A 24,872-nucleotide genomic window follows, 5' to 3' on the forward strand; every position below is an offset into this window, starting at 1 on the left:
ATAATATGTGCGGTAAAATATCAGATGTTTTAATAATACCATATTTTATAAAAAATATCAGTGATTTTTAGGACAATAGTACAAAAACTACAGGACAAAAAAGCAAAAATTATAAAAAAGTACCTGTTTTGTCCGTCAATGTGCCATTTATGTACTGTGCAATGAAAAAAGAATCTGATACTGTAATAACAGACTTTTGCAGAAAAGTATCCGGATATTGTTTTACATGAGTCTCCATATTGACCTTCATCAGATGGAAAAAATATTAGTAGAGAGGTATTTTAAATGAAAAAAAAAAGAAACTGGAACAGATTAATGGCACTCTTCTTAACACTGACCATGATAGTTCTTTCCTTGGCAGCCTGTAGGGGGAAAGAACAGGCGGCAGAAACAAACAGTAATTCCAGAAAAAGTTCCAAGACGGAAAACAACACAGGGAAGAACGAAGATAAGAGCAGGGCAATCACCTATCCGCTTAAGACAGAGGAGACATTAAGTATTGCTATTTACTATGAGAGTCCGTGGGCAGCAACTTATGATAATTTTGCGGATACACCATATGCCAAGGCACTCCAGGAACGAACAGGAGTAAGGATTGAATATCAAACCATGGCAGATGACAGTGCTATGAATCTGCTCTTCGCATCCGGTGAATTACCCGATATCATACAATTTAATGCCAGTTCCTATTCCGGTGGTTCACAAAAGGCAATACAGGACGGAATTATCTACCCGCTTAATGATATAATTGAAGCAAATGCACCGGATATGTTAGCTGTACTTAAGAGCGATGATGATTATTTAAAAAGCAGTATGACAGCGAATGGAGATTATATTGGGTTTCCCTTTATCCGAGGGGACAAAATTCTGCGCACCTCCATCGGTCTGATTATTCGTGATGACTGGTGCAGGGAATTGGGAATTAAAACCCCTGAAACAGTTGATGACTTCTATGAGATGCTAAAGCTATTCAAGGAAAAGAAAGGAGCAAGCGTTCCCTTATCCACGACCATGGATCGATTTAATCAGTTAGTGAATTTAGGGTTGATTACTTCCGGTTTTGGTCTGCCAAAGGCAGGAGCTTATCAGAAAGATGGTAAAGTTTATTTTGGTTTCGCGCAACCGGAATATAAGCAGGTTCTGGAATATCTAAATAAACTTTATACAGAAGGCCTGTTAGACCAGAATTTTTCAACCCTGGACGCTGATACAGCAAATGCTAACATTATGAATGGGCAATCGGGAGTTACTGTAGGTGCTTTAAGCGGTGGACTTGGAAATTATTTGCGTACTATGGAGGGCAAAGGGGAATACAGCCTGGCAGGTATTCGTTCTCTAGTGGCAAACAAAGGTGATAAACCAATGTGCGGGCATGTAGATAACGCGGTTATGGGTATTTTCGGAATAATTACTCCAAACTGTAAGAAGAAGGAACTGGCGGCACAATTTTTGAATTATTCTTATACGGAAGAGGGTAAATTATTTCAGAATTTTGGTATAGAGGGGGAGAGCTATACCATGGTTGATAATAAACCGGTGTATACCGAGTTGATAACACATAACCCTAATGGTCTTACCATGCAGCAGGCGTTAGCAGCTTATACCCGTTCCTGGAATGTCGGATGGTTCGTTCAAGACCCAGAATACATAAGGCAGTATGCTGCCCTGCCGCAACAGCAGGCAGCCCTAAAGAGTTGGACTGATAACGATGCCTCCAGTTATATTATTCCTCCGGTAACAATCAATAGTGATGATGCTTCCGAGTATACTGCAATGCTTAGTGATATTAATACTTATAAAGATGAGATGACAGTTAAATATGTTATGGGAGTGGAACCCTTGTCCAGCTTTGATTCAGAATATATAAAGACCCTTAAGAGCATGGGGATTGAAAGAGTGGCAGAGATACAGCAGAATGCCATGGAAGAATATTACTCCAGAAAATAAATTGTAATATATTTATGAGGGGAAAGAAGAGACATCTTTCCCCTGGAAAGGATGGGCTTTTTGAAACTTAAAAATGACAAAAATAGCTTTTTTATAAGAGCTCGAAAGGACATAAGTAAAAATTACGGAGCTTATCTGCTGATACTTCCTGTCATTATTTTTTATATTATATTTTCCTACAAACCAATGTATGGGGCATTGATTGCTTTTAAGAATTATTCCCCTGGAAAGGGAATCATAGGGAGCAGTTTTGCAGCTGATTTTGGATTTAAACATTTTATTGATTTTTTTAACTCCTATTATTTTAGCCGTATCTTAAAGAATACGGTAGTAATCAGTTTGACTTCCCTGATTTTCTCTTTTCCGGCACCAATTATCCTGGCTTTGCTGTTAAATGAAGTTAAGAATAAATCGTTTAAGAAAGCAGTTCAGACAATTTCCTATATGCCCCACTTTATTTCGTTGGTGGTAGTCTGCAGCTTAATTAAATTATTTACCTCTGACACGGGAATTGTAACTTATATTGCCGCCCTGTTTGGATATGATTCCGGTTCCATGCTTTCACAACCGAATTTATTTGTGCCTGTTTATGTAATTTCTGGAATCTGGCAGCATCTCGGATGGGATTCTATTATTTACCTGGCGGCTTTATCCGGTATAGATCAGTCCCTGTATGAAGCAGCTAAAATCGACGGGGCTAACCGATTTAAGCAAATGCTGCATATCACCCTGCCCGGTATCTCAAGCACTATCATTATACTTTTTATTTTGGCAATCGGCGGAATTATGAATGTCGGTTACGAAAAGATTATCTTATTATATAACCCAGGCATCTATGATACGGCAGATGTCATATCCAGCTTTGTTTACCGCAAAGGGTTACTGGAAAGCAACTGGAGCTATAGTGCAGCGGTTGGTTTATTCAATTCGGTAATTAACTTTATCCTGGTAGTGGTATTTAATAAATTAAGCCGCAAAGTCAGTGAGGTCAGCTTATGGTAAGAGGAGACAAGGGCATGAAACAGCATCAATCTGTGGTATATATCAAATCGAGTGAATTACGGCAGAAAAAAAGTCTGACCGGTTCCCGAATCTTTCAATTTTTTAACTACATATTTTTAATATTTATAGTTATCATTACGTTATATCCCATGTATTTTGTTATTGTAGCTTCCGTCAGTGATCCGGATGAACTTCAAAGACATACCGGTCTGCTGCTCGCACCACTGGGAAATGTAACTATGTCCGCCTATAAGCTGGTCTTTCAAAATGCCATGATAGGCAGAGGATATCTGAATACGATTTTTATACTGGTTGTCGGCGTTTCTATCAATTTGATTATGACAATCGCAGGAGCTTACTTTCTGTCCTTAAAAAATATTATGTTTAAGAAAAATATTATGGTTTTTATTATTTTTACTATGTACTTCAGCGGAGGAATGATACCGAATTACCTTAATATCAGGGATCTGCATCTACTGGATTCCATCTGGTCCCTGATTATCCCCGGAGCAATAAGTACAACCAATATGATTATTATGAGAACATCCTTTGTATCGGTTCCGGACAGCCTGCTGGAAGCAGCTAAAATAGATGGTGCAAATCATTTGCAGATTCTGTCTAAAATCATGCTTCCCTTAGTCAAAGCAACCCTTGCCGTAATGGTACTTTATTATGGTGTGGGTCACTGGAATTCCTGGTTTTCGGCATCCATTTATCTGCGCACACCATCCAAATTCCCCCTGCAGTTGGTGCTTCGTAATATTCTCCTTGCCAATCAGTCTGCTACCATGACAGGAGGAGTCGGTATGGATGAGATGGCCAACCTGGCTGAATTGATAAAATATGCACTGATTATTGTTTCTACGGTGCCTATTCTAATTATTTATCCTTTTCTTCAAAAGTTCTTTACCAAGGGAGTTATGATTGGCGCTTTAAAGGAATAAGTGCAAGTCAAGTAATTGGCGGAAGATTTATTTGGAGACCTAAAGCAGAATATGCAATTCAGACGATATTTGAGCAAAGGCACAAGAAATATAAAGTACAGTTAAAAGCATCAAACTTCATACTGGTTTTGTTCAACCTGATTGCATAGATTGAACAGGGCACTGATACTTCGAATTTGTGCCCTGTTCAATGCTGTTATATGACTTTCAATACCGGCGACAATAGTAGATATCTTATCTTTATCATCAAAGTTTAAAGCGTTTATTTCTTTACGGATTTGTTCCACGGCGTATTTTTCACCACGTGCCCGCATAGAAAGCTTGAGTGCCTGTATCATCAGAATTTCATCTATATGTGACGGTGTAAATGTCCGGTAATTATTTCCGGTGCATCTACCTGCAGATATAAGGCCTATTTTGTCCCAATAACGTATTGTGGAGGGATTAATACCCGTAGCTTTACTCACGGCATCAATAGAATACTCTTTTAACCCGGTAATACTCTTTTTATGCAGAAAACGTTGTTTTATTTGTTCACAAACGTATTTATCCCTCTGAAGTGCGGCTTGAGCCTTATTCGCCATCCATAAGGCCTTATCCGTCTGTTTTGCCATAACAGATTTCAGGAATTTAGCAATCTCCGACAGGGTAAATCCATACATCATTTCCCGAATACAAAGAAAGTATGCAATATGTTCGTCAGTGTAAATTCTGTAACCATTTGATGAACGTTTAACATCGGGAATCATACCAAAATCCTCATAGTGTCTAAGTGTCGTTGTACTTATCTTTAATTTTCTCGCTATATCAATGGGCCGTTTTGCCATAACAATTCATAACTCCTTTTTCATACATTCTAATACTACCCTAAAGTTTTTGCAATAAATAAAACAAATAATTCAGAAAAACCTCGTTTATTGCATTAATGTTGTATACTATAGTTAAGAATACTTGAAAGGGGCAATTATAATGAAATACCAACTGAGTAAAGTAGAGTATAGGAGACTTATTGAAAAAAAGGAGGATTTTTATGTCTAATATTATAATTAGCGGTGCAAAAGAAGGTAATCTTAAGAATATTTCATTAGAAATACCTCGTAATAAACTTGTGGTATTTACGGGACTCTCAGGCTCCGGGAAATCTACTCTGGCTATGAATGTTATTTTTAACGAATGTCAAAGACAGTATTTGGAAGCGATAGGACTTCAGGGGATTCATAAACCTAAAATCGATTCTATACACAACGTTTCCCCCGCAATTTTAATTTCACAAATAGAATCACATAAAAATCCAAGGTCGACGGTAGGAACACTGACCGATATTTATACTGACTTGCGAATGATCTATGAAAAGCTGGGTGTACGGGTTTGTCCCCACTGTCAGGAAATCATATCAGCCGCAGATTGTAAAGAAGAACTTGAAAAAGTGGATGGAGATTATACGGTATATATGTATTGTTGCAAATGTAATTACAGAATGGTAAAACTGACCAGAACACATTTCTCATATAATACCAGAGAAGGTGCTTGTAAGACTTGTGATGGAATGGGAAAAGTTCTTAAAATCAATAAAGAGAAAGCAGTGCATGAGACTTTATCACCGGAAGAGGGTGCTGTGGATTTTTGGGAGCAGAAATATAAGGAATATCAGATTTCTATTTTATATAATGCTTTTAGGTTTTATAACATTCCAGTAGAAGAAAATACTCCAATTGCAGAATATAGTGAGATTCAAAAAACTATCCTCTATCATGGTGTGGATAATGAAGAGGTAAAGAGAGCATTCCCTGATAGGAAACCTCCAAAGGCAGTTGCAGCAGGCAGGTTTGAGGGAGTTTTGCCGGCATTATGGCGGAGGATGTCCGATAAGGGCGGTGATTCAAAACAATTAAATGAATATTTTGATCTCGATACTTGTCCGGATTGTATGGGAGAGCGGTTAGCGGAATTAAGCCGTGCAGTAACGGTTATTGGTACACGGCTGCCGGAATTGTCTGTACTTTCCCTGAAAGAATTATATGAATGGATACAAAAACTCGAAAGTTCACTGAGTGGTGCCGGACGTGACCTTGTTGAAGCGTATCTGCTGGATTTGAAAACAAAGATTCAAAGAATTGTAAACCTGGGACTTGAATATCTTTCCCTTGACCGACAGACCATTACCCTGTCCGGCGGTGAAATGCAAAGAGTAAAAATGGCGGCTGCTTTGGATTCTGACTTAACCGGAATTATTTACATTATGGATGAGCCAACTATTGGTCTTCATCCAAAAGATACCGAGGGAATGATAGCGATATTGAAAAAACTTCGTGATAAGGGCAATACGGTTATTGTAATTGAACATGACCCCGATATTATGGCTGAAGCAGATTATATTGTGGATATCGGCCCCGGTTCCGGAAAACATGGCGGTGAAATTATCGGAACCGGAACTTTAGCTGAAATCAATAAACAAGAAACGTCAGTAACCGGGGCTTATTTAAAGAAAAGGCATGAGGAACCAAAAATGTTTAGAAAAGGAACGGGTGAGGTAATCAAAATCAAAAATGCCAATCTATATAACCTGAAAAAAATTGACGTTACTTTCCCCGTTGGCTGCCTCATTTCTGTCACAGGTGTCTCAGGTTCTGGAAAATCTACACTGATATTTGAAGTTCTTGCAGCAGTTAGAGACAAAAACCCCGCTGATTGTAATGTTGTGAAAGAGACACAGCAATTTGACCGGATTGTCACCATAGAACAGGCTGCAATCACCAGAATGAAACGCTCCAATGTTGCCACCTATTCTGATGTGTACTCAGAAATCCGTAAAATTTTCGGCGGGTTAAAGGAAGCAAAAGAGAAAGGGCTATCTGCCAAACATTTTTCTTTTAATACCCCGGGAGGCCGATGTGAAAATTGCGAGGGATTAGGTTATATCACCAGTAATATGTTGTTTTTTACTGATATAGAAGTAACTTGTCCGGTTTGCGGCGGAAAGCAATTTGACAACGAAGTTTTATATGTAAAGTATCAGGGATATACGATAAAGGACATTCTGCAAATGTCTGTCGAGGACGCTAGCTCTGTTTTTAACAAACATCCTAAAATTGAACGGATTCTGGGGTTGCTAAAAGATGTAGGATTAGGTTATTTAGAACTTGGACAGTCTTTGACAACGCTATCCGGAGGAGAGGGACAGCGTTTAAAACTAGCAAAAGAACTGATCAGCAATAATGGTAAGTCCAGTTTATATTTAATGGACGAGCCGACTACCGGATTGCACCCCATTGATGTTGAGAATTTTCTGACTCTTTTGAACCGAATGGTTGATTCCGGTAATACGGTGATTGTCGTTGAGCATAACCAGCAGGTAATAAAGGCTTCTGACTGGATTATTGACCTTGGACCGGAGGGAGGTCTAAATGGAGGTAATGTAGTATTTACAGGAACACCAATAGAAATGCTTAAGTCGGGAGAAACTGTTACGGCTGAATTCTTACGAAAATCATTAAGTTCATTAACGGAATTGTGAGAAACAGAATTCACACAATGAGGAGGTTAATTTGTCGAAAAGAATCATAAAACCCTGTAACAATTTGAATTAAAAGGTAAAAAATAGTAAAAATGTTTTGACATATAGCAAAAAAGATAGTAAAATTGTTATGTGATTTACTATAATTTACACTTATTTGATAAAATTTACTAAAGAGGGAGCAAAACGAATGAAAGAACCTAAGTTTAGAATTACACGCTTACTAATATTAATGGGGTTATGTTGTACACTGCTGGCAGGAAGTATATTGACAACAAGTCCGGTAGCAGAGGCCGCTACAAAAAAAGCAGCTGTAAGTTCATCTCAAATGACAATACCAATCGGTAAATTAGACGACAAAGTTTATTGGAACACCTCTTCCTGGGAATTAAGCAATGCACAGAAACTTACTGTAAAAAATGCAGTAAAGGGAGCAACGTATCAGTTTACATCCAGCAATTCCAAAGTTGTTACCATCAGTAAAACCGGCGGTTACTTAACAGGTGTTAAGGCCGGAAGTGCAACAATTACCTGTACACAGACTTATAAAGGTAAAAAAACTACTGTTGGTAAATGTAAAGTTACTGTTAAAAGTGCTGCTTTAACGGTAAGTGATTACGGCAATGAATTCCCGGTGGGAAGTAATGGATTTGACCTTTATGATTATTACGCTTCATATGATTCCTTGTTTAGCGTAACATATCGTAATCCCAAAGCATCTTATGTTTTGACTTCCGACAATGATAATTTTTCTATAAAAGAAGTAAAAAATGATGCTTCAATAGCAAAAAAAGTTACGGATAATGCAGAGTATCAATCGATCCTTAAGGATTTTATCGGCAGCCGTTATTTTTACGGATATGAGTTCACAGCGAAAAAAGCAGGCACTTATACTGTAACTGTAAAAGAGACCTATAATAAGAAAACAAGAACTCTGGGAAGTTTTAAAGTAGTAATCAAAGACACCGGTATTTCCTTAGCACAACAAGAGTTACTCTTAGGTAATAGCATGAATGTAATGAACTTACTTAATTACGCGAAAGAAAATACACAGTATTACTTTGAAATAAAAGATTATGATAAAACGAATCCTGAGAATAATGTATTAGGTTTAAGCCAGGACGGAAACGATTTATATTTATTTGCTAATAAAGTCGGCACTGCAGAAGTTACAGTCAAAGAAGGTTCAGAACAGGGAGCTGTAATAGGAACTATTACTTTTAAAGTTACAGAGGCTCCCTGCCAAAGCATTACACCGGAATCAAAGGAATATACAACCTATGTAGGCGGTGATTTCTATATTTATTATGAGTTAGAGCCATGGGAAACGACAGATCAAGTTACCATTGAATCTGATAACCCTGATGTTTTAAAGGTTGAATATAATCAGGAAATGAAAAGTTACGTATACACACCACTAAAAGCCGGAGAAGCGAACGTTACGATCAAGTGCGGAAGCCAATCAGCAACATGCAAGGTTGTAGTGGAGGAGTAATTGGCATTCTGTTTATAAAATGAAACTATTAATTTAAACAGCTATCTTAGACTTAAGGTCTGGGATAGCTGTTTTTGTATGAGAAGATATCCACCAAGCAGATACTTTTCACTACCCCTGCAAAAAACAGCAGTTCGCGAACAATAACAAGCTTCGCAATGCACACATAACGCGAAGACAACGTTTTGGCGCTGTAATTCTCCAGTTTTTGGTGACAATTCACTCACAAAAAACACGTCGCGTTTATTGCATGTGAACAGTAACACCAAGCACTGTACAAAAAGATTTAATAAATTAATATATTGATAGGTACAGAAAATATTGATATAATATAGATAAATATCCAAATATTCACATATGTTTGTGATAACAATTTAATGAGATAAAGATTTGGGTGTAAGAGTCTGCTGAGGGCATAATTTTGTAAGAATAGATATATTCCCACAGAACATGGAGTTAGACTTTTAACACCCTAATTCTATATTACCTATAATAGTAGTTATGAAGAAAGGGGAAGATGTATGAGGTACAGGCAGTTGGGAAAAACGGGGCTTAATGTCAGTGAAATCGGACTTGGAGCAGAATGGTTAGAACGTCATAATGCTGCAGACGTAAAAGCAGTGATTGAGCGCAGTGAGGCAAATGGGATTAACATCCTGGATTGTTGGATGTCAGAGCCAAAGGTACGCACCAATATAGGAGAGGCAATTGCCGGACATCGGGAAAAATGGATTATACAGGGACATATTGGTTCAACCTGGCAGAATGGACAGTATGTACGTACACGTGAACTGGAAAAAGTAAAAGAGGCTTTCGGGGATTTGTTAAGCCGTCTTAAGACAGATTATATTGACCTTGGTATGATTCATTTTGTTGATGAAGTGGCAGAGTTTAATAAAATCATAAACGGAGATTTTATACAATATGTTAAAAGTTTAAAACAGGATGGAACCATTCGTCATATCGGGTTAAGTACCCACAATCCGGATGTCGCAAAACTGGCTGCATTAAGCGGTCAGATTGAAATGCTCTTATTCAGCCTTAATCCTGCATTCGATATGCTTCCTGCAAGTGAGGATATTAATGATCTTTTTCAGGAACACTATATGGAGAATCTGAAAGGAATTGCACCGGAACGGGAAGAACTTTATCAGATCTGTGAGCGTGAAAATGTGGGAATCACTGTAATGAAAGGTTATGCCGGCGGAAGATTATTCAGTGCTGAAAATTCCCCTTTCGGAGTTGCGTTAACACCGATTCAATGTCTTCACTATGCATTGACACGTCCCGCAGTGGCAGCTGTTATGGCAGGGTGTGGTACACCGGAAGAAGTAGATGCTGCTGTCGCATATGAAACTGCCTCAGAAGAGGAAAAGGATTACGCCTCTGTACTTGCTAATGCCCCTTATCATGCATATGCCGGTCAATGCACTTATTGCGGTCATTGTGCACCGTGCCCGTCATACATAGATATAGCGATGGTTAATAAGCTGTATGATCTAGCCGTAATGCAGGAAGAAATCCCGGCTACTGTAAGGGCTCACTATATCGGTCTCTCGGCAAATGCATCCCATTGCATCAGCTGCAGAGCCTGTGAGAAACGCTGTCCATTTGGAGTACCAATATCAGAACGTATGGTGAAAGCCGCCGGATTATTTGCCTGAATATGTTGATATATTTAATTTTCTTTTACATTGTTTTTACCTGGTATCCTCAATAATATGATATAATAACAATATAAATTATAGTTTAAGGTTAAAAATACTCATAGATTAGACTATGTTTTAGCTATTTAAAACATAGTATGAGCTTTTGATCCTCAAATTATCATATAGGAGCATACACCCATGAAGTTAAGCAGAGAAGAAAGATCTTGGATATTAGTTGATTGCGGCAATTCGGCATATTCTATGGCCGTTACCACAGCGTTGCTGCCGATTATATTTGGTATGTTTGATAATGTAAAAAGCAGTATGGATCTCGGTTATTTTAATTCAATAGCAAGTATTTTGGTAGCAATTCTAAGCCCTATTTTGGGTGCAATTGCTGATTATAAGGACAAGAAGAAACGCTTTTTTATATTCTTTACTGCATTAGGTGTATTTACAACGGCTGCTCTTGCAGCGGTATCTCCGTCCAGCGGACAATGGCAGCTATTGGTCCTTTTCTTTGTTTTGTCAGCAATTGGGTTTGCAGGGTCTAATATTTTCTACGATGCATTTTTAGTGGATATAACCAGTGATGAGAGGATGGATAAGGTTTCATCAAGCGGTTTTGCTTTCGGATATATATCCAGTGTCATTCCTTTTGGTATAAGTCTTGCTTTGATATACCTGATGGGAATGGACAAAGCAATCGGATATCAGATTGGATTTATTATTACAGCTCTTTGGTGGGGACTTCTTACTATACCTATGATAAGGAACGTGAAACAGAGACATTATATTGAACCGGAACCCCGTCCTGTTATTAACAGCTTTAAGCGGCTGGCTGATACTTTTAAGAATATCAGACAGCATAAAATTGTATTTATTTTTCTGGGAGCATATTTTTTCTATATTGATGGGGTGGATACGATCATTAAAATGGTGGTACCCTATGCCACTTCCGTTTTAGGCGGTGAAACCCTCGGTACCTTTACTTTGCTTGGAATCTTACTGATTATTCAGATAATTGCGTTTCCCTGTGCGATTCTCTATGGTAATCTTGCAAAAAGGTATACAACCAGAAGTATGATTATTGTAGGCATTGTTACTTATATTATTTCTTGTATAGCTGCTTATTTTATATCCTCCGTGTGGCATATCTTCATCCTGGGTGCTATGATTGGTTCGGCCCAGGGAGGAATTCAGGCCCTCAGCAGATCGTATTATGCTAAGATCGTTCCTAAGGAAAAAGCCAATGAGTTTTTTGGATTTTATAATATCTTCGGTAAATTTTCAGCCATTGTAGGACCTACGGTAATGTCTTTGACCGCAACAATTTCCGGCAATGCCAGATTAAGTATTTTAGGAATTATTCCTTTGTTTATTATTGGATTTCTAATTTTTATTATTCTGCCAAAGGAGCAGAGGTCAAGTACTGAGAGTTTGGGGTGAGAAAGGAATATGGAGACAGGAAAAGCTAAATATCTGATGGTTATCTCTTATGATGCATTTTCGGAAGATAACTGGGAAAAGGCAAGCAAACTGCCAAATCTTTTAAAATTAATCAAAAATGGTGCTTACACCACAAAATTAAAAAGCGTCTATCCTACCTTAACTTATGTGGTACACACTACTATGGTAACAGGTGTATATCCGGATAAACATGGAATATACCATAATAATCCCATCCAACCTTTTGTAAGAGAACAAGAACAGAACTGGTTTTGGTTTAAAAAGGATATTAAAGTGCCGGCGATTTATGATGTATTACAGAAGTATCATATGAAATCAGCCGGAATTCTTTGGCCGGTAACGGGCAAAGCTGCTATTTCTTATAATATTCCGGAGATAAGAGCCATCAAACAGGAAAACCAGGCACTGAAAATATTAAGAAACGGCAGTCCGCTATATAGTATAAGAATGGAGAAGAAATTCGGCCGTTTAAGAAAAGGGATAAAGCAGCCCAATCTGGATAACTTTACGACTATGTGTGCAATGGATACTATAAAAAGAGAAAAACCAAATCTGCTGCTGGTACATCTGATTGATTTGGATGATACAAAACATGAATACGGTACGGACAGTCCCGAAATCGAGAAAGTACTGATCAGGATGGACAAAAGGCTGGGGGACATCTTAAAGGCAGCAGAGGAAGCTGGAATTAAGAAGGATACGGTTTTTCTGATAGTGGGTGATCATGGTCAGATTAATGTGAGATATAAGATAAAGCTTAATTATTTACTAAAAGAGAATGGACTTATCTATGAAGAGAACGGGCAGATGAAATGGAGAGCTTATATCCAGAATGCGGGCGGTGCGGCTTATCTGTTTCTAAAAGATAAGGATATTGAGGCGGAACAGCTTGCACTTAAGGTTCTTAAAGATGCTATAACGGATGAAAGTTACGGAATAGAGAGGTTGTATACCGGTAAGGAACTGGCTGCCTTTCATGTGGAGCCCTCAATTAAATACATGCTGGAAGCTAAGGCAGGTTTTTGCTTTGATGACAGTCTTAAGGGTCCGGTTATCACTGATCTTAAAGCAGAAGGGGTAAAGTATGCAACGCATGGGTTTTCTCCGGATAAGCCAGGCTATAAATGTAACCTGGTTATATCAGGAGATTGTATAAAAAATGAATTTCAGTTAGGAGAAATTCAGATGGTCGACCTTGCGCCTACCATGGCAAATATCCTGGGGATCCATTTTGCTGACTGTGACGGCAGGTCATTAAATGAGATTTTTCAACCAAAGGGGTGATTGCTCTAATCCTATTATGAGTTCATATTGTCATGATTTGAAATAGGATAGTATATTTGGCTGTACCATATGACAGGTATGAACAGTATATTAGGTATTTTAGAATAGCATTTCCTGTCAGATTTACTTAATGGGAATGAAAAATGCGGTATTCTTTGGCACTGCAGCCTGAGATTTTATTAAAATAAGAAGAAAAGTATTTATAATTTTTATACCCGACTTTCTCCGCAATTTCATAATATTTTAAGTTGGTCTGGCAGATTAATTGCTGTGCTTTTGAAATTCTGAGCTTATGGACATATTCTTTAAAGGAACAGCCTGTTTCCCCTTTAAAGATGCGGCTTAAATAACCTGCCGAAAGATAAACGACTTTTGCAACATCCTCCAGGTATAAATCTTCGGTATAATGCCCGTTGATATACTGGAGGGCAGCATTGATCTGGGTGTTGGTAAAGGAAGCATCAGAGGAGGGAATTGCAAGGCTTGCAATCAAATCTATAATTTCTCCCGGAGTCTCAAGTTCATCTATTAATTCATTTATCTTGAGTATGTCTATATCTTCATCCGAAATTGCACTAATTAATACAACCAGACGGCGTATGGAATCAATAAATAACTGACGGGATACCTTTCTTTTGGCCATATAGGAGTAGTATTCAGCCAGGGCAGTATTGATGGAGGATATGTTCTGGGTTATAATATGGGCAATCAGACCGCTTTCCAGGGAATAAGTATTAACAGCAGATTCGGTAACAAACTTATCAGCCGGTGACAGCAGAGTATATAAGGTTTCCGAATTCCAGAAACAATGATCGAGAGCCTGTACCATAATCTGATAGATTACCGGAAAATCTTCATAGGAGGAAATCTGGTTCATTACTACAATACAATTTCCGAAAGTTAAGGGCAGGATTCCGGGCAGTAATTCATCCATTTCCTTTTTGGCTATGGGATGGATCTGAGTCTTTAATATAATAATAGCCAGTTGGTCCTGAATAAAAAATGCAAAAGGCTGATAATCCTGAAAGCTGTGTATAAAACTGCCGATCGCCAGTTTTTCATTGTCATAGTTGCATTTTATGAGTACCAGGGAAAAGGAATCTCCCGTGATATCGAGTTCAATTTTTTCAGCTTTATTTAAAAAGTCTGATAAAGATATTTGCTTCAATATATATCTGGATAACAAAGTAGCCTTAATGAGATGGCGGTTTTCATCGTAAATGTTTTTTAATTGTTCTATTTTTTCGTGCTGCTTTTGTTCTACTTCAATTTCTTTTTTTACATTTAAAACGGTTTCCAGAATCTTTTGGCTGTCCGCACTTTTTAACAAAAAGGCACTTACTTTTACATCAATAGCACCGGTTAAATTTTCTGTATTTCCATAGGCGGTTAAGATAATAACCTTTATTTCGGGCATGAGTGTGCCAAGTTCGCTTGCCAGTTTAAGACCGTTCATAACAGGCATCTGGATATCGGCTAATACAATATCCGGTTTCAGGCGGACGGCTATCTTGAGCGCTTCTTCTCCATTGGAAGCTTCCGCAATGATTTCCATGCCGTAATCTTCCCAGGGAATGGTGTAGCGCATACCCTGGCGGATATAATCCTCATCATCCACAATTAGTATTTTTATCATAATGAATGGCCTCCTTTGGCTGAACGATTTTGAAAACACTGAATTCTGCTTCTCTATAACAGGTTAATGAATAGTTATCTCCGTATTTTAATTTAATTCGCTCATTAATATTTCTGAGTGCAAAACCTTTCATACTTTTATCCGCAGCATTTAAAATATTACCGATTTCTTCTTCATTGATGGGTTCTCCATCATTTGACACTTCGTAATAAATAGTATCCTCCTGTTCGTAAATGCTTATTTTGACGGTACCCTTAAGACAATTGGAAAGACCGTGAACCAATGCATTTTCCACAAGCGGCTGCAACAGGAAACTAAGTACATATTCATGTGTGATTTCCTCCGCACATTGCTGTTCGAAAGTCACCTTTTTGCCGTACCGGATCTTTTGAATATTGATATAACAGGACAGATGTTCTAATTCCTGTGACAGCAGTATTTTATCATTGGTCTTAGGTGCCAGTGTCAGGCGCATCATACGTGACATATTCGATACCATGATGCTGACATTTTCGTTATCCCCCATTCGGGACATCCAATAAATGGTGTCCAGGGTGTTATATAGAAAATGGGGGTTGATCTGATTCTGCAGAATATCCAGTTGGGACTGTTTTAACTTAAGTTCCCCCATATAAACTTCAGTGTATAAGAAATTCAGGCGTTCAGCCATGTTATTAAAATGTTCGGCCATAACGGAAATTTCATCCGAACCTTTAACGGGATAACGTACGGTAAAATCTTCATTCGAAATGGATTTCATATAATAACCAAACCGTTCCAGGGGAGTCGTAATAATTTTGGAAAAGGCTATGGAAAGCAGCAGGGAAAAGATTAATACGATAATAAAAATGATTGCCATATTTAAATAAAAGCTATGTTTCACCGCAGACAGTACTTCCGGTTTTGTTATACTGTAGATAATGAATTCGGTTCTGCCCAATGGATATGCGGAGACAATGTGGCCGCCAATAATCGTACTGCCTTTTTTAGAGGTCGCAAGTTTTGTTAACTGGTGATAGGTAAGGGCAGTCCTTTGATTTTCCAAATAATTATTATTGTCCGACCGGATGATGTAACGGTTGTCTTTGGTAATGATAAAATAGGAGGTCTGATTGTCCTGTTGGTTTTGCAGGATACTGGACTGTATCTTATTACAGCTTATGGAAAGTTTTACATATCCTACATGCTGTGAGATGTTACTGGGGTTTTTTAAGAGGCGGGTTAAATACAGGTATCCGTTTTTTAAACCGCTTTTGGAATAATCCCAATAGGGTGAACCATTCAGTCTCCCGGCTTCTTTCATATCCGATGACGTCAGTTTGGTATTTATGTTCGTTCTGAGAGAATCCTGTTCCATGTTGGTAATACTTACCCCGTGTATTCCTGTGGAATAACCGTATGGCATGGAAAGGAGGATATCTCCGGCATTTTTTTTAATCTTTTTATAATTGGAGGATTGTATAGAAGCTGTTAAAAATGCTTTAAAGTTCTGTTCCATCAACGGATAGATGGACAGATCAAGCGCACTGCCTAATATAACATCGATATTTTTGCCAACCTCTCTGATATTTGCAGCATAGATCGTTGTCATATCTTCCTGTGTACTCTTAATAAAGATATTGCTTACGATCATATATATGATTAAGATAGGAAGTGTAACCAGGCAAATAAAAAACAGGATAATTTTTTTCTGCATCGATAGTTTCATAAGTATTGAATTACCGCTCCTTATTGTGAGATGGCTGACTTATGTGTAGATTTATTTATAGATTTATGTTTAAATTTTATCATCTGCAAATGGGGGTGTCAATGAATTAGAACCGGAAAGAAAAATATGACATTATCTTGGGATATAGGTAAAGAATATGGGATATTTTAATGGTGAAAACAGCCGGAAAAACAGCAGTAAAACTAATAAGTCATTTTATGAGGATAAGAATAGCAGGTTTCGTGGTTTTTTCTTTTATCCTTACAGGTTAAAATAAGTTATCAAATCAAACGGAGGTATTGGATATGAAAAAAAACATACGTATTTTAGCTTTACTTATGGCAATGATTTTTGCATTAACGGCATGCAGCAGTGCAAAGACAGACACACCAAAACAAGAGGGGGCCGGTGGGGAAACTGCCAGCGGGGAAACTGCTGGAGGAGAAACAAACAGCGGAGAAGCTGGTGAAGATATTGAATTAACCGTATCTCATTATTATCTGGAAGAAGAACGAAGCAGCAATGCAGTAGGTGACAGCTTTTTAAGCATGGCTGAAAAATGGCAGCAGGAAAATCCGGATATTACACTGAATCAGCAATCCATGTCTCAGTCGGACTATTCCACCAAAATCCAGGCGCAGGCTGCAGTGAATGAAGTACCGGACATTTTTATGGTTAAGGGTTCCTGGGTAGACAACTTTGTTGATAATGGCATCATGGCACCGATTAACGATTATTTAGATAAGTATGAACATAAAGATGCTTTTCGCGAAGGGGTATTTGATGCCGCAACACGGGATGGAAATATTTACGGTTTACCGAACCAGTTATCCATTACATCAGTTGTCTATTACAATGACAAGTTATGGAAATCAATCGGATATGATACTTTTCCGGATAATTGGGATGATATATTTAAAGCTGCCGAGAAATTTAATGAAAAGGGAATTGCTGCAATCTCATTAGGTAATTCGGAGAGGTGGCCGGCAGAATCCTGTATCCTTTCCACACTGGGAGACCGTTATACCGGTATGGATTGGACAAACAGTATTATAGCCCATGACGGAAAGGCTAAATTCACGGATCCAACGTTTATTTCAGCACTTACAAAGCTGCAGGAGATGGCGGTTAAACAGGTATTTAATCCGGATTTCAATACAATCACTGAGACCCAGTCTGTTGAATATTATTCTCAGGAAAAAGCGGCGTCTGTCGTTTCAGGGCATTGGACCGTATCGGCTATTGAATCTTTTGCTTCAGAGGATATATTAAACAATACAAAAGTAGCAATCTTACCGGCAGTTGACGGCGGCAAGGCAGACAGTATATCCGGCGGCTGCGGATGGTATTTTGCGGTAAATAAAAATCTTACCGGTAAAAAATTAGATGCGGCAATGGATTTTATCTTTGCAACCACCGGTTATGATATGTGCGAATACGCAGCAAATGAGCACGGTATTATCGGTGCGGCAATCATTGATAATCCGGATCAGTCTAAAATATCCCAGTTATCCAAAGATTTCATAAAACTGGTAGACGGGGTAAGTTTTACACCGGTATATGATCTGAGAATGAACGGATCGGTAATTGAAGTAATGAATACGGGAATACAGGAGCTTTTGAATAATTCTAAGACTCCGGAGGATCTGGCGGCTGAAATCCAGACGGAACAGGACCTGTTGAAATAATAAATAATGATTAATCTGGCATCCAATTGGGTGCCAGATAATTTTAAAAGGAGAAAATGGCGGTATGAAAGTAAAAAAGCCTATGATATTTTTATATCTTCTTCCGGGTATTTTATGGTATAGCTTTATCATTCTGATACCAATCTGTCTGGCTTTCTATTATGGGCTGTTTAACTGGTCCGGCGGAACCAAAATGATATATCAGGGATTTAAGAATTTTGCGGATGTCCTTACGGACGATGTGTTTTTTCAATCCTTAAAAAATAATATTTACCTGACGGTAGTCTGCTTAATCGGCCAGATCGGTATTGCTTTTATTTTAGCGGTTCTGCTTAACGGAAGATATGTCCGTTTCAAAGGTTTCCATAGAACCATGACTTATTTTCCGGCAGTTTTATCGGCGGTAGTAATCGGTTTTATCTGGAACCTGATTTATGATTACCATTATGGACTGCTAAATACCTTGTTAAGGATGACCGGGTTTGGGGATAGGGCACAGGCCTGGCTGAACAATGATAAATTGGTGTTAATGCTTGTGGCTGTTCCTTTGGTATGGCAGTACGTGGGCTATTATCTGATCATCATTATGTCGGCACTTTCGTCCGTTGACCCGCAGATATTTGAGGTAGCTGAGATTGATGGGGCCAGCGGTTTTCAGAGAGTTATTTATATTACCCTGCCATTAGTAAAGAATACCCTGATTGTTTGTGTAACCTTATGTATTGCGGGGAATATGAAAATATTTGACCATATTTATGCAATGACCGGAGGAGGACCAGGTACGGCAAGCAGTGTAATGGCTATGTATGCTTATAAAACTTCTTTCCTGTCCTATAAAATGGGATATGGAAGTGCCATGTCAATTGTAATATTGATTGTCAGTTTTATTCTGGTAGCCGGCAGCCAGGGCATATTACTTCGTTTTACAAAGAATAAGGAGGTGGAGTAATGAGAGATACGGGCAGAAAACTCTTAAGGGTGATTCCCAATGCCGTACTTATGCTGTTTTCCATTACCTGCATATTTCCTGCAATCTGGCTGTTTTATTCATCCCTTAAAGATAAATCCGAATTTTATGAAAGTCCTCTTGCTTTGCCGAAGAGTCTTGATTTTTCCCATTATATTTCCATTTTTACCAACAGTAACATCCTGACCTGGATGGGAAATACGGTTCGCAACAGTGTATTATCCTTATTTCTCATTCTGTTGATTGGATTTGTTACCGGATATTTTCTATCCCGTTATAAATTCCGTGGCAGAAAAGTGATCTACAATTATTTCTTATTGGGAATGCTGGTCCCGGTACATGCTCTTATCGTGCCCATGTATGTGCTTTTTACCAAAGCAGGATTAACCGATAACTGGTTTACTTTAGTCCTGCCCTATACGGCTCTTGGCTTACCGATAGCCGTATTTCTGGTTGAGAGTTATGTAAAGTCCATTCCTTCCGAAGTGGAAGAAGCGGCGGCAATTGACGGAAGTTCCTTACATAGAACTCTTTTTTCAATTATATTACCTATATGCAAACCAATTTTAGTTACGGTCGGTATCATACAATTTTTTTATGCATGGAATGAATTTACTTTTGCTTTGATTTTAACAGATTCGGAAAAGTGGATGCCGATTCCGGTAGGAATTACCCTGTTTAAAGGGCAGTTTACGACGGATTATCCGAAGATGATGACGGCAATGATCATTGCGATATTTCCAGCCATGGTTATCTATTTTATATTTTCCAAGCAGATAATCAAGGGAATGGTTGCCGGGGCAGTAAAAGGTTGAAAGAAATATGCTATCTACAAGTTTTGAGTCAACAAAACTAAAGTATGTTCAGCATACTTGGCACAAAACTTAAGATACGTAAAAATTTAATGCAGGATGGAGAAAAATATGAGAACAATCAATCTAAATAAAAAATGGGAGATGTTGGAAACTCCCTTGAAATGGAACCGGAATTATTACAATCAGGTAAGGGCTATGAAAGAAGGATGGTATCAATGTGATTTGCCGGTGGATGTCAGAATGCCCTTGCTTAAGGAGGGTAAAATCAAAGAACCGTTGTTATCTGATTATTGCAGGGAAACAGAATGGATCGAAGACCGTTCCTGGTGGTTTGTAAAAAGGTTTGACAGCAGCGAGGTCGACTCTTTGGATGATATCATTGAACTGGTATTGGAGGGACTGGATTGCAGGAGCGATATTTTTATTAACGGACGCTACTTAAAAACCCACCGGAATGTACATTATCCCTTTATATATGATATAAAAGAATATATCATTCCAGGTGAAAATGTGATAACAGTTCGGCTTACGAGCGGATTGGAGGAAATCAGCAAAGAGGATATGGCAGAACTCGATCATGCGGTATGTATTGAGGAGCGGAACGGCGGCAAATACCGTGGGGATGAAAGAAGAGCTTTTGTAAGACGTCCCCAGTATACAGTCGGATGGGATTGGGGTCCTAAAGTAATTACCATAGGAATTACAGGGAACGTTTTTCTTAGAAGTTATAGAAAAGTAGTAATAAGAGAAGTAAAAGCGGAAACCTTATCCATTGGTAAAACAGCAGAACTTCATGTTTGTGTCAATGTGGAAAATTTAAGCTTTATCAGTACCAGAGGCTGTGATGTGGAAGTGACCTTATGGGAGGGGGATACCCTTTGCGCCAGTGAAAAAATAGAAAATACTTTAGTAACTTCCGGTTACAATTTTATTGATTGTTACCTTTCGGTAGAGAATCCGAAGCTCTGGTGGCCGAACGGTTATGGAGCTCAGCCTTTATACAGGGTGGTGGTAAAAGTCCTCTGTGAAGGAAATACGACGGAATATCCTGCTTTTTCTTACGGGATTCGTACCATAAAAATGGATACCAGTGTAATACAAGGTGAGGACCGTAATTTTACCTTATTGGTGAATGATAAGCCGATATATTGCAAAGGCGGCAACTGGATTCCCAATGATTTTATCTATGCCCGTGTTCCTGATGAAAAATATCACGTTCTGACGGATGAGGCTATTGAAGCTAATTTTAATATGCTCCGTGTCTGGGGCGGCGGCTTGTATGAGAGGGATATTTTTTATGAATTGTGCGATAAAAAAGGAATTTTATTATGGCATGATTTTATGTTTGCCTGCTCTACTTATCCGGATCATCACCAGTGGTTCCGTGATGAAATGTATAAGGAATTGGACTTCCAGACCAAAAGGCTGCGGAATCACTGCTGTATCGGATTATTCTGCGGTACCAATGAAGTTCATTGGATTTTCAATTCCATTGATAATCCAAGATGGAACATTGAATTCAAATATGAATTCCAGTATGGCCTTTCCATTCCTAACCATATGGTTAAGGAGATTTTACATAAAAACTGCGAAAAGATACCTTATTGGAACAGCTCACCTTACGGAGGTGCTCTTCCCAATGCAGATACGGTTGGAGATGTGCACAGGTGGCATAATGCACTGATGAGCCCCAAGATGGAGGAACGGATTGAGGTAAAGGATTATGATACCATAGAATCCAAGTTTGTCAGTGAATACGGTTTTATCGGACCTTGCTGTAAGAAAACTACTTTGGAATATATGGAAGATGCAGGGGTTGACAGAAGAACGGATACTTGGCGTATGCATTGTAATGTATTTGAAAGGGGAACGGTTTATGCCGGTATTGAAAAAAATTACGTAGATCATGCCGATCAGCTGTCATTAGAGGATTACATCTTATACGGTGGTATGGTACACGGGCTGATGTACGGTTATTCCCTGGAAGCTATGCGGTTTAAGGAACATTGTTCCGGCAGTTTATTCTGGATGTATAATGATGCCTGGGGAGAAGTGGGCTGGACAATCATAGATTACTACCTAAGACGTAAAATACCCTTTTATGCGGTAAAGCGTGCATTAGCTCATCAGAAATTTACCCTGCGGTTAGTGGATGATAATGTAGTACTCCAGGGAATCAATGATCTGCCTGAGGAGCTTAAGGTGAAAGCATGGTTTGGATACGTTTCTTTTGACGGAAAAATAAAAGATATGAAAGAAATGCAGTTGACGGTAGCGGCAGGACAGAGAATTTATCTGCATCAGGAACCATTGCCGGCATATGATTATACGAAGGGAACGATTATGCTTTATGTAGATGATGAGACAATCGATAATGTTTCCCTGAGAATGGAAGACAACCGGAAATTACACTATGATAAATCTGCTGTTCTGGTCGTATCGGAAAAGGAAGACGGAGAGGATAAGACGGTAACGGTAACCGCAGAGGGGTATGTCCATGGTGTATATGTGAAAGGTGACTTTGACTGTTCCGATGCTTATTTTGATTTACTTCCGGGAGAGGTAAAAACCTTTACCGTAAAGAAAGCAAAAGGATATGAATTGATTATTGAGGCGGTCAGGTAGTAAAATCAGGTAAAAGAAGGAGGTTATCATGAAAAAAGAAGTTTATGAACAGGTAAGAGCGCAGGTATTGGGCTACTATGAGAAAGCTCATATTGTATTAACGGAAGAAGAAAAAAATAAAATTGAAATCGCAGATTTTGGTTTAAATGATTTGGAGTACATTGGTTTAAACTTAGTCACATTTGTAAATACGGACCGTTGTTGTGCAAAAGAGATGGTGCTTTTGCCGGGACAAACCTGTCCGGAGCATAGCCACGGACCGGTTCCGGAATTAAAATATGAAGGAAAAGAGGAAACCTTCCGATGCCGTTACGGTACGGTATATTTATATGTGGAAGGAGCCAAAACACAGGAACCAAAAGGGCATATACCGAAAGGTTACGAGGCTGTATACACGGCAGGACATGAAATCGTGCTGAACGCGGGAGAACAGTATACCTTATATCCGGGGACAAAGCATTGGTTCCAGGCGGGGCCTTATGGTGCCGTTATTTCAGAATTCAGTACAAGAAGCCTGGATGAATATGATGTATTTACCGATCCTGATATTAAACGGATTCCAACAATCGAAGATTAGTATTTAAAACGTCTTTTAATTTCAAAAGAAAATAAAAGGCGTTTTTTTTATACTAAAGTTTTGAGAGCTTCCCCATTTATACTTAAATCTTATGATTAGGATAAAACCATAAGATACTAAGATACTTAGAAATCTATTGGGATATTAATATGTATGAAATTCCTGTAATCTATTAACTGTAGACAATACATAAGCGACTGACAGCAGGATGAGAAATTACCAACTGACTATGAAATAGACAGCTTAAAGCTGTTTATCATAAAAAAACTATATAATAGGAGGAAAGTAAATGAAAAAGAAAATCATCAGTGTATTACTAATTGGGGCAATGTTAGTAGCAGGATTGGCAGGCTGCAGCACAAAAACTGATACGGCAACAAATAAGACCGTAACAGAAAACAAGGCGTCAACTGAAACACCGGCAGAAACAAAAACAGAGGAGACCGGTAAAACAGAGGATACCGGTAAAACAGAGGATACCGGCAAAGCAACTAATTTTAAAGTCGGCATTACCATCCAATCACTTGAAAACAGTTATTGGGCAGGGGTTTTCGGTGAAGTGGAAAAACTCTTAAAAGAAAAAGGATGGGAATATACAATCCTTGCATGTAACGATAATTCAGCTACACAGATTCAGCAAATTGAAAACTTTATAACAAACAAAGTTGATCTTATTATGGTTCATCCATCCGATCCGAATGCCATCGAAGATTATTTAAAACAGGCAAGAGATGCAGGAATTAAAGTTATGAGCTGGGATGATGCAATGACAAATACGGATCTTAACTGGATACTGGATAACACCAAATTAGGGTATGCAATTGGCCAAGAGGCAGCAAACTTTATTAATGACCATTATTCAACGGATAAAGTGGCAGAAGTAGCAATCATGAATTATCCTCAGACACCAATTCTTCTTGAAAGAGAAACAGGTATCTTAAATGCTTTGGAAGAAATCGCAAAAGGAAAGTACAAGATTGTTGCACAACAGCCGGCACTTGATGCTCAGACAGCATTAACCAACATGGAAACTATTCTTCAGGCAAGCCCTGATACAAAAATTGTCTGCTCCATCGGTGCAGGCGGAGATATCGGAGCAAATGAAGCATTTATGACCAAAACAGAAGGAAAAATTCCGGAAGATATGGGTATTTTCTCTGCAGATGCAACGGAACAACAGTTAGAAGCAATCGTTAAAGGAGAAGCAACAAGAGCCTCCGTAGGATTTGAAGGATCTAATAAGAAAACGGCAGCAGCAGTAGTTGATTTATATGAAAAATTGCTGAACGGTGAAAAATTTGATGAGCAGAACTTGGTAAGACCACTTACAGTTATCGATAGCTCTAATGCAGCAGATTTCTTAGCAGATTATAAATAATTTTAAGCAGCAGGACTGATTGCGAATGGGGAGGCTTAAGGAATAAAGCACATATTAACGGAGAAGGTAAGTTGAAAAGAAAATCATTTTTCAACCGGCAAAAAGCACGGAGGGTGCTTTTCGCTCAGTATTTGTATGCTGCTAAAGCGGCAGATGGAGGTTAATATGGTTTA

18 protein-coding genes are annotated in these 24,872 nt (G+C 38.6%); 14 read left to right on the top strand and 4 right to left on the bottom strand.

What is annotated here, in order from left to right; translation table 11 throughout:
- Positions 1-109 precede the first annotated feature (109 nt).
- The gene (locus RBU59_RS23145; protein ID WP_308144834.1) at positions 110-238 is read right to left on the bottom strand and encodes a hypothetical protein; all 129 of its coding nucleotides are present in this window, start codon (positions 236-238) and stop codon (positions 110-112) included.
- A gap of 47 nt (positions 239-285) precedes the next feature.
- Between RBU59_RS23145 and RBU59_RS23150 the strand changes: the two genes are divergently transcribed.
- From RBU59_RS23150 to RBU59_RS23160, 3 genes are read left to right on the top strand one after another with little or no spacing between them, the layout of a single operon-like run.
- Positions 286-1,947, top strand: a complete 1,662-nt coding sequence (locus RBU59_RS23150; protein WP_308144835.1) for an extracellular solute-binding protein — start codon at positions 286-288, stop codon at positions 1,945-1,947.
- A gap of 60 nt (positions 1,948-2,007) precedes the next feature.
- Entirely contained in the window at positions 2,008-2,949 is a 942-nt protein-coding gene (locus RBU59_RS23155) for an ABC transporter permease (protein ID WP_308144836.1), read from the top strand.
- Positions 2,950-2,963: 14 nt separating this feature from the next.
- Positions 2,964-3,893 (top strand): carbohydrate ABC transporter permease, encoded by a 930-nt coding sequence (locus RBU59_RS23160; protein ID WP_308144837.1) that lies wholly within the window; start codon positions 2,964-2,966, stop codon positions 3,891-3,893.
- Between the two features lie 110 nt (positions 3,894-4,003).
- Here the strand turns inward: RBU59_RS23160 and RBU59_RS23165 are convergent, their stop codons facing one another.
- Positions 4,004-4,720 carry a MerR family transcriptional regulator gene (locus RBU59_RS23165; RefSeq protein WP_308144838.1) on the bottom strand — a complete coding sequence of 239 codons (717 nt, stop codon included), beginning with the start codon at positions 4,718-4,720 and terminating at the stop codon, positions 4,004-4,006.
- Positions 4,721-4,923: 203 nt separating this feature from the next.
- Here RBU59_RS23165 and RBU59_RS23170 point away from each other — a divergent pair, with 203 nt between their 5' ends.
- The 5 genes from RBU59_RS23170 to RBU59_RS23190 all read left to right on the top strand — a co-directional run bounded on the left by RBU59_RS23170 (position 4,924) and on the right by RBU59_RS23190 (position 13,305).
- Positions 4,924-7,407, top strand: coding sequence for an excinuclease ABC subunit UvrA (locus RBU59_RS23170; RefSeq protein ID WP_308144839.1), 2,484 nt, complete (start codon positions 4,924-4,926; stop codon positions 7,405-7,407).
- Positions 7,408-7,597: 190 nt separating this feature from the next.
- Entirely contained in the window at positions 7,598-8,902 is a 1,305-nt protein-coding gene (locus RBU59_RS23175; protein ID WP_308144840.1) for an Ig-like domain-containing protein, read from the top strand.
- 521 nt (positions 8,903-9,423) lie between these two features.
- Positions 9,424-10,566: an aldo/keto reductase gene (locus RBU59_RS23180; RefSeq protein WP_308144841.1), complete on the top strand. Its 1,143-nt coding sequence runs from the start codon at positions 9,424-9,426 to the stop codon at positions 10,564-10,566.
- Positions 10,567-10,749: 183 nt separating this feature from the next.
- Positions 10,750-12,000 carry an MFS transporter gene (locus RBU59_RS23185; RefSeq protein ID WP_308144842.1) on the top strand — a complete coding sequence of 417 codons (1,251 nt, stop codon included), beginning with the start codon at positions 10,750-10,752 and terminating at the stop codon, positions 11,998-12,000.
- 9 nt (positions 12,001-12,009) lie between these two features.
- Positions 12,010-13,305, top strand: coding sequence for an alkaline phosphatase family protein (locus RBU59_RS23190; RefSeq protein ID WP_308144843.1), 1,296 nt, complete (start codon positions 12,010-12,012; stop codon positions 13,303-13,305).
- A 127-nt stretch (positions 13,306-13,432) separates the two neighbouring features.
- Here RBU59_RS23190 and RBU59_RS23195 read toward each other — a convergent pair whose 3' ends face one another.
- Together RBU59_RS23195 and RBU59_RS23200 are read right to left on the bottom strand one after the other, a co-directional pair.
- Positions 13,433-14,941: a response regulator transcription factor gene (locus tag RBU59_RS23195; RefSeq protein ID WP_308144844.1), complete on the bottom strand. Its 1,509-nt coding sequence runs from the start codon at positions 14,939-14,941 to the stop codon at positions 13,433-13,435.
- The gene (locus RBU59_RS23200; protein WP_308144845.1) at positions 14,916-16,637 is read right to left on the bottom strand and encodes a sensor histidine kinase; all 1,722 of its coding nucleotides are present in this window, start codon (positions 16,635-16,637) and stop codon (positions 14,916-14,918) included. The genes RBU59_RS23195 and RBU59_RS23200 overlap by 26 nt, the downstream gene beginning before the upstream one ends.
- 317 nt (positions 16,638-16,954) lie before the next feature.
- Here RBU59_RS23200 and RBU59_RS23205 point away from each other — a divergent pair, with 317 nt between their 5' ends.
- From RBU59_RS23205 to RBU59_RS23230, 6 genes are all read left to right on the top strand, one after another.
- The gene (locus RBU59_RS23205) at positions 16,955-18,337 is read left to right on the top strand and encodes an extracellular solute-binding protein (protein ID WP_308144846.1); all 1,383 of its coding nucleotides are present in this window, start codon (positions 16,955-16,957) and stop codon (positions 18,335-18,337) included.
- A gap of 64 nt (positions 18,338-18,401) precedes the next feature.
- The gene (locus RBU59_RS23210) at positions 18,402-19,286 is read left to right on the top strand and encodes a carbohydrate ABC transporter permease (RefSeq protein ID WP_308144847.1); all 885 of its coding nucleotides are present in this window, start codon (positions 18,402-18,404) and stop codon (positions 19,284-19,286) included.
- Positions 19,286-20,119 carry a carbohydrate ABC transporter permease gene (locus RBU59_RS23215; RefSeq protein WP_308144848.1) on the top strand — a complete coding sequence of 278 codons (834 nt, stop codon included), beginning with the start codon at positions 19,286-19,288 and terminating at the stop codon, positions 20,117-20,119. Before RBU59_RS23210 ends, RBU59_RS23215 begins: the two co-directional genes overlap by 1 nt.
- Positions 20,120-20,227: 108 nt before the next feature.
- Positions 20,228-22,744 (top strand): glycosyl hydrolase 2 galactose-binding domain-containing protein, encoded by a 2,517-nt coding sequence (locus RBU59_RS23220; RefSeq protein ID WP_308144849.1) that lies wholly within the window; start codon positions 20,228-20,230, stop codon positions 22,742-22,744.
- Between the two features lie 28 nt (positions 22,745-22,772).
- A complete protein-coding gene (locus RBU59_RS23225; RefSeq protein WP_308144850.1) occupies positions 22,773-23,321 on the top strand; it encodes a D-lyxose/D-mannose family sugar isomerase in 549 nt (182 codons plus the stop codon).
- Positions 23,322-23,610: 289 nt separating this feature from the next.
- A complete protein-coding gene (locus RBU59_RS23230; RefSeq protein WP_308144851.1) occupies positions 23,611-24,699 on the top strand; it encodes a sugar ABC transporter substrate-binding protein in 1,089 nt (362 codons plus the stop codon).
- Positions 24,700-24,872 lie beyond the last annotated feature (173 nt).

The sequence above is a fragment of the Anaerocolumna sp. MB42-C2 genome (assembly GCF_030913705.1).
Taxonomy (GTDB): domain Bacteria; phylum Bacillota; class Clostridia; order Lachnospirales; family Lachnospiraceae; genus Anaerocolumna.